The 6,148-nt window shown below is 61.0% G+C and carries 8 protein-coding genes; 4 read left to right on the top strand and 4 right to left on the bottom strand.

What is annotated here, in order from left to right; translation table 11 throughout:
* Positions 1-10: 10 nt before the first annotated feature.
* Positions 11-685 carry a methyltransferase family protein gene (locus HBA99_RS23715; RefSeq protein ID WP_070951841.1) on the top strand — a complete coding sequence of 225 codons (675 nt, stop codon included), beginning with the start codon at positions 11-13 and terminating at the stop codon, positions 683-685.
* A 3-nt stretch (positions 686-688) separates the two neighbouring features.
* Here the strand turns inward: HBA99_RS23715 and HBA99_RS23710 are convergent, their stop codons facing one another.
* From HBA99_RS23710 to HBA99_RS23695, 4 genes are all read right to left on the bottom strand, one after another.
* A complete protein-coding gene (locus HBA99_RS23710) occupies positions 689-1,141 on the bottom strand; it encodes a hypothetical protein (protein WP_070951842.1) in 453 nt (150 codons plus the stop codon).
* A gap of 64 nt (positions 1,142-1,205) precedes the next feature.
* Entirely contained in the window at positions 1,206-1,823 is a 618-nt protein-coding gene (locus HBA99_RS23705) for a TetR/AcrR family transcriptional regulator (RefSeq protein WP_057967576.1), read from the bottom strand.
* Between the two features lie 224 nt (positions 1,824-2,047).
* A complete protein-coding gene (locus HBA99_RS23700; RefSeq protein WP_070951843.1) occupies positions 2,048-3,280 on the bottom strand; it encodes a glycosyltransferase in 1,233 nt (410 codons plus the stop codon).
* Positions 3,280-3,924, bottom strand: a complete 645-nt coding sequence (locus tag HBA99_RS23695; protein ID WP_070922394.1) for a TetR/AcrR family transcriptional regulator — start codon at positions 3,922-3,924, stop codon at positions 3,280-3,282. The genes HBA99_RS23700 and HBA99_RS23695 overlap by 1 nt, the downstream gene beginning before the upstream one ends.
* A gap of 253 nt (positions 3,925-4,177) precedes the next feature.
* Here HBA99_RS23695 and HBA99_RS23690 point away from each other — a divergent pair, with 253 nt between their 5' ends.
* From HBA99_RS23690 to HBA99_RS23680, 3 genes are all read left to right on the top strand, one after another.
* Entirely contained in the window at positions 4,178-4,459 is a 282-nt protein-coding gene (locus HBA99_RS23690) for a hypothetical protein (protein ID WP_030097516.1), read from the top strand.
* A 49-nt stretch (positions 4,460-4,508) separates the two neighbouring features.
* Positions 4,509-4,811, top strand: coding sequence for a hypothetical protein (locus HBA99_RS23685; RefSeq protein ID WP_057967580.1), 303 nt, complete (start codon positions 4,509-4,511; stop codon positions 4,809-4,811).
* Positions 4,812-5,613: 802 nt separating this feature from the next.
* Entirely contained in the window at positions 5,614-6,123 is a 510-nt protein-coding gene (locus tag HBA99_RS23680) for a C40 family peptidase (protein WP_070922392.1), read from the top strand.
* The last annotated feature ends 25 nt before the right edge of the window (positions 6,124-6,148 follow it).

Below are 6,148 nucleotides of genomic sequence, written 5' to 3'. Positions count from 1 at the left end.
TCGGACGTCTGTGAAAGCCATTGCACGAGTGCTGACATTGGGGCTCGTTGAACTTGCCGTGTTCGGCTTGGTGCTGTTCTTGCTCGCGGGAACGTTCGACTACTGGCAGGTATGGGTCTTTCTCGTGGTGTTTGCCTTATCGACCTGGATACCCACCCTGTATCTGCAGCAGGTCAACCCGGCTGCGCATGAGAGGCGTAAGCACGCGGGACCGGTGGCGGAGTCCCGAACGGTACAAAAGATCCTTATCGGCGGTTGGTATGTGTCGCTGGTGGCGATGGTCGTGTTCAGCGCATTGGACCACCGCTTTGGCTGGTCTTCGGTGCCCGCGGCGATATGCGTACTGGGTGACGTCCTCGTGGCCGTGGGACTGGGTATCACAAGCCTCGTGGTCATTCAGAACAGTTTCGCCGCTTCCACCGTGCAGGTCGAAGCGGATCAGACCGTCGTCTCCACCGGCCTGTACGGGCTGGTGCGCCACCCTATGTACACCGGCAACGTGATCACCATCGTCGGTTTTCCTCTGGCGCTGGGCTCGTACTGGGGGCTGGTCTTTGTTCTACCTGGCGTGTGTGCACTGATCGTACGCATCCACGACGAGGAGAAGTTGCTTGTCACGCAGTTGGACGGGTACCGCGAGTATGCCCAGAAGGCGCGCTATCGCTTACTGCCGTACGTGTGGTGACTGTCACGAGAACCATTGCGCACGTGCAAATCCGGCGAGCAGAACCGCGAAACCACCTATCTCGCCGGCGATGAGTGAGACCATGGCCAGGTGCATTGCCGCACTGGGTTTTTCGAATTGATTGGTGGTGTCACGCAGCGCGCCATGAATCATGTAGCTCACGATCGCGGCGAGAAAGAAGAAGACCAGCACCATTGCGGCAGTGAGGTTTACCCAGCTGGGCCACCCGCTCAACTCGACGAATACCGCGGTGAGCAAGGTGGCGAATGCGTAGAGCAGGGCGGCGCGATGCGCGGTATCCACATACGGGTGCGCGAGATGGTTTGGGCTGGTCACCATCTGACGGTATTTCCACACGCCCAATCCGAGGGCGAGAAGGAAGATGAGCCCGGCCGCAAGAAGTGTTATGGCGGTGTCGGTGCTGAGCACGTATCCGGTGCTGGTCATTGTCGTCATCCTTTCCCCAAGAGGTTAGGGCCCCGCGCGCTCGTTTCGGTTGAGGTCAACCACGAGCGCCCGGTTACTTGTCGTGAAGATGTTCCAGGCCGGTGACGAGCAGTCCCAGGCCGAACTCGAAATCATCCTCAATCGAAACGGCCAGGGAGTTCCCGATGGCGAGTGTCATCGGGAAGTTGGCCAGGTCGAGGTCCTGCACGAGACGCATCAGGAGTGCGGGATCGGTGCCGCGGCTCCTATGTTCCACTCCTAGCTGAGTCGCGAAGCCCAGGACGTATCGGCCCACAGTCGTATAGATGCGGGCCGCATCCCCCGGGGAGAACCCTGCATTCACAAACAGTGCGAGCGTGCGTTCGCGGAGCATGAAGACCTTCGGCCCGACGGGCAACTGCTCGGTGAGCAACGCGGCGACATTCGGATGCCGCCGCATGGCCTCGAACAACGCACGCGAGGTGACGATGCACGCGCGCTGCCAGGGGAGTTCCGCGAGTTTCTGGTCGTCGAACTCGACCTCTCCAAAGACTCGATCGACGACATGTGCGACGAGCTCGGTGCGGTTCTCGAAATGCCGATAGATCGTCGCGGTCCCGGAATCGAGCCGACGTGCCAGCGCGCGCATCGACAGCGCCTCGCCGCCCTCTTCATCCACGATCCGCAGCGCCGCGTCGACGATCGAATCCATGGGTACAGGTGGGCGGCCGCGTGTTCGTCGCTCGTCCGTCACACCGGCCAGTATGTCCCTCTTGACACCGCCCGGCAATTTCGGCAACACTGTCTCCGTAATTCAGTCAGATGGCATGACCAGGGAACCGCGACCGAGTCCACACCGCGCTGATGACGTGGACTGGCTCATGAGGGGTGTCGCGGACTTCCTCGGTCGCCTCTGCCTAGGACTCGCGGCGACCCTCAGCCCAATAGTCGGTCGATGGCTGCGACAGTGTAGGCAGCGCCGTCCTCGGCCCCGACGACATTCGCCGCCCGGCGGACCCGATCTTTGAGCTCTTGATCAGTAGTGGCCGCACGGATGGCCTCCGAGAGTCGTTCAGTGGTCAAGGCGCGTTGTGGGATGGTGTCGGTGCTGAGCCCCAGATTCCGGAGCCGTGCAGCCCAGAAGGGTTGATCTCCGAGGCCGGGTACGGCCACCGTGGGCACTCCGGCACGCAGACCGGCAGCGGTTGTCCCGGCGCCGCAATGGTGTACCACGGCGGCCATGCGTGGAAAGAGCCAACTGTGCGGCAGCTCGTCCACTGACAGGATGTCATCATCGTCGGCATTGATCCCGGCCCAACCTGTTTGCACGATTCCCCGCACACCCGCCTGATGTACCGCGCCGCGCACGAGCTCCGTTAGGCGTGCAGCGTCGGCAGCCGACGTCATCGTGCTGCCGAAGCCGAAGTACACCGGTGGATCACCTGCTGCGAGGAAATCGGTCAGCTCTGGGGCGGGTCGCCACTGTGGAGCGGTTTCCGGCCACCAGTACCCGGCGACCTCCAGGCCCGGCCGCCAATCCAGCGGGCGCGGTACAACATATGTCGAGAATCCGTGCAGAACAGTCCATTTCGACTCTGTACGGTTCTTGCGCGACTTACTTGCCGATACTTTCGGCAGATCAAGCTCTCGCCGGAAGCCGGCTACCACCCCGCCATAGAGGCGATCGACAAGCCAGGCCCCGGCGCGGGATGCCAGACGATTGCCTGCCCCGCCCGCGGACCAAGCTCCGAGGGTCGCTGGCGGGAACTGGGAGGTGGCAGAACAGGGCTGTAGCCGAATCCCTATGGAGGGAATGCCTTTCGCTTCGGCTAGGGGATGCCCTGCTAATTCAGAGAAGGGCGACAGCAGCAAGATGTCTGTCGTCACGTCCTGAACGGCGCTGATTATTGCGGCGCCGAGGGACCGCATGCCGCGCGGGGCGAGAAACTCGGCGAGCCCCTTGGTGACGTTGACGTCGGCGTCCTGGGCCGGTGTGTCCGGCTCGGCAACGCCACGAAAATGCAGGCCTGAAGCGGTTATCAAGGAGCTGAAGCGATCAAACGCGGCAATTGTCACCTGGTGTCCGGCCTGGCGTAGGCGGACACCGATACCGGTCAGCGGGGCGACATCACCGTAGCTGCCGATGGCGGCGATGAGGATACGGGCCACTACACCCTCCGCACTACTCGCCGGAACATCTTCACGAGATCCTCGGTATATCCGTGTGTATCGAATCCGGGGTCTTGCAGGATCTTCTCCACGACGATATTGACCGCACCTCGCAGGGCGATCGCAGTGGAATCGACTGGAAAGGAGGAGAATTCGCCGGACTTCTGACCGGCTCGGAGAATGACTGATGGGTCGAGCTGGGTCAATTGCGCGGTCAGCTCGGGTGTCAATCCCATATCGCGCAGATGTCTGCCGCCGCTGGGTTTGTAGCCCGCTGCGAGCTGTGTCAGCGCCGCCAACTGAATCCGGTGGCTGTCGAAATAGCTGATACTGGAACGGATATAGGCCGCAAGCTTGTCAGTCTGCGTCCGCGCTCGATCAACCTCGGGGATCACCGCATCGAGTCCGGACCGGTACATGGAGGCGATCACCGCCTCGACGAGTCCATCCTTGGAACCGAAGTGGTACAGCACCACGCTCATCGCGATTCCGGCACGCTCGGCGATCTTCCGAATCGAGGTCTGCGGATAACCCACCTGGGCGATGACTTCGATGGCGCACGCGACGATCTGATCGCGGCGGGCGACCTCGGTGAACGTCGGCTCCCGACCGGTTTTAGATCGCATGATCGAATTATAGATCAGTTGATCTAGACAGTTCGGACTGTTTCGCCTGGTTAACGGCAAGTTAACGGCTATATACCACCCTTCGCTGACCCCAACCCCCATGGGGTATTCTGAGTTTTAGCTGAGAATCAGCCGAGGATCTCATAAATTGGGAACCAGGTGGACCTTAATACCGTTGAACAGGGTGAATGCATCAACGTTGATGTCTTTGGCAAGTGATGTTCACTTCCTAGGCCATTAGCAAGATGACCGAGCGGAAAGGAAACACCACATGAAAAAGTCACTCGCTGCAATCGTCGGCGGCGCTGGCATCGCTGTAGCCGTCGCTGTCATGGGCGCCCCTGTCGCCTTGGCGGGGCCGACGCCTCCTCCGGTCTGCTACGCCAGCGAGACCAGTGTCAACGCTACTGATCTGCGTCCTTGCGTGGCTCCGGGCGATGTCATTTATGAGCAGGGCGTCCACCAGCCGACGTATGAAGGCGCCAACCCGTTGGTCCCGCTGGGCACCAACCCGCACGTCCCCTTTGGCACCAACAAAAACAACGCTTCGTAACCAGATGTAAGTCCGCTTCATCTTCGTCGACGCAGAAGGAGCAACAACCATGAAGAAGATCACGACCGCGGCGGCGCTACTCGCTGCCGCGGGACTGTCCCTGGCCACAGCCGGCGCAGCCTTGGCCGGTCCCGCTGCGGACCCGGACTCCGTCATCAATGACCTCAAGTCCAACGGGTACCGAGTCATCGTCACCAAGGTGGGGTCGGATCATCCGTCGCAGTGCACCGTGCAGGGGGTGTCACAGCAGTCTGGCGTGCAGAACGTGCAGCCGGGACGCAACATGCGCAACCAGCCGACGACGGTTCCTACCACCGGACAAAAGGTCGCGTACGTCACGCTGGCTTGCTAACCACCCCTTCGGTGGTGGCGGCACTTGGTAGTGAGCGGATCTGCCAAGCATCCTCCTGCCGTGGCGCCACTACCCCGATGAGCACTGAGACTGCGGGCCGATTCTCGAAAGAGAACTCGGCCCGCACGTACGAGAGCACCGCTGTCTCCCCGGCTGGCGCGCCCGAGGCATGACTCCCCACGGACGACACGTATCGTGCTGTGGGATGAATGATATTCATCGGCAACTATTGCGGCACAGTCGAATACGGTCCGGTACGCATCCATGATATTGGAGTTGCCTGGCGCACGGATGCTTTCGCGAGTGCGAACACGGGGTCGGGAGCGGATTCAGAAGTGCAAGAGGCGGTTCGGCGTCAGGCGGCAGCTCCTTGTTCTCGTATTCGTGGATGACGGTGGCCACCACCGGAAGAAAATGCATGCCGCGTCTATTTCATGGGCGGGACGTGCGGCTATTTCGCCGAATGAGATAGCGCGCAAGCCATCCCAGAGAGTGGGACGAAGGGTGCCCAAAAGGTGGGATGGGTAACAGAAAATTTCCCGCGTTAATACAAGAGATGCATGGATGTGTGAGAAAAGTGACCAATGTGATTAGCGCACAGCAAATTGCGGCGCAGGGTCATCGAACATTCAACAAACCAGTCATGTACTGGGCGTTTGTTGGATTGGACGAACGTTCATCCATGCTCTACCGTAATCAGTAAGGCGTTGGCGGAGAGTAATTCTCGCCATAATTTTCAGCAAATATGACGCAAGCCACATATTTTGGTAGGTCGTCAAGCTCGTTGTTAGCGTCGCGTCCCATGTCTGATCTCGCTGCTTTGCTGGCGTTTATCCATCAGGTCTCGGGTACGCCGTACATCTCGGGCGGAGACTCCGCCCGTGGCACCGACTGCTCCGGTCTGGCCTCCTGGGTGTCCAATGTCGCCACCGATCGTCCCGCCTTCGGTTCTCGCTTCAATACGGGGAACCAAGAGCGTGCCCTCCTCGCACGTGGTTTCAAGTACGGCACCGCACCAGGTGCATTGGTGATTGGCTGGAACGGCGGTCACACCGCTGTCACGCTGCCCGACGGCACTGCGGTGTCCAGTGGCGAGGGCGGTGGCGTCAAGATCGGTGGCGGCGGCGCCTACCAGGCGCAGTTCAAGCGGCACATGTACCTGCCGATGGACAATGAGGGTGAGGCCGCTCCGCTGGATGTGCCCGCTCATGGGGAAGGTCCCGAGGTGATCCCCGCGTCGGTCCTCGCGCCTGATGCCGAGCCGACTCCCGCCGACGAGGCCCCCGCTGAAGCAGACGCCGTCGCGATCTAAGGAACCTCCAATCCATAGGCGCCAC

It is taken from the genome of Mycobacteroides chelonae (genome assembly GCF_016767715.1).
In the GTDB taxonomy this organism is placed as follows: domain Bacteria; phylum Actinomycetota; class Actinomycetes; order Mycobacteriales; family Mycobacteriaceae; genus Mycobacterium; species Mycobacterium gwanakae.
The sequence above is the reverse complement of the archived record's forward strand: the minus strand, read 5'-3'. Positions and strand labels throughout refer to the sequence as shown.

Coding starts and splice junctions, on each gene's coding strand:
- HBA99_RS23710 (WP_070951842.1), bottom strand. CDS start 1,141: ATGACGACAATGACCAGCACCGGATACGTGCTCAGCACCGACACCGCC.
- HBA99_RS23705 (WP_057967576.1), bottom strand. CDS start 1,823: ATGGATTCGATCGTCGACGCGGCGCTGCGGATCGTGGATGAAGAGGGC.
- HBA99_RS23690 (WP_030097516.1), top strand. CDS start 4,178: ATGAAAAAGTCACTCGCTGCAATCGTCGGCGGCGCTGGCATCGCTGTA.
- HBA99_RS23685 (WP_057967580.1), top strand. CDS start 4,509: ATGAAGAAGATCACGACCGCGGCGGCGCTACTCGCTGCCGCGGGACTG.
- HBA99_RS23680 (WP_070922392.1), top strand. CDS start 5,614: ATGTCTGATCTCGCTGCTTTGCTGGCGTTTATCCATCAGGTCTCGGGT.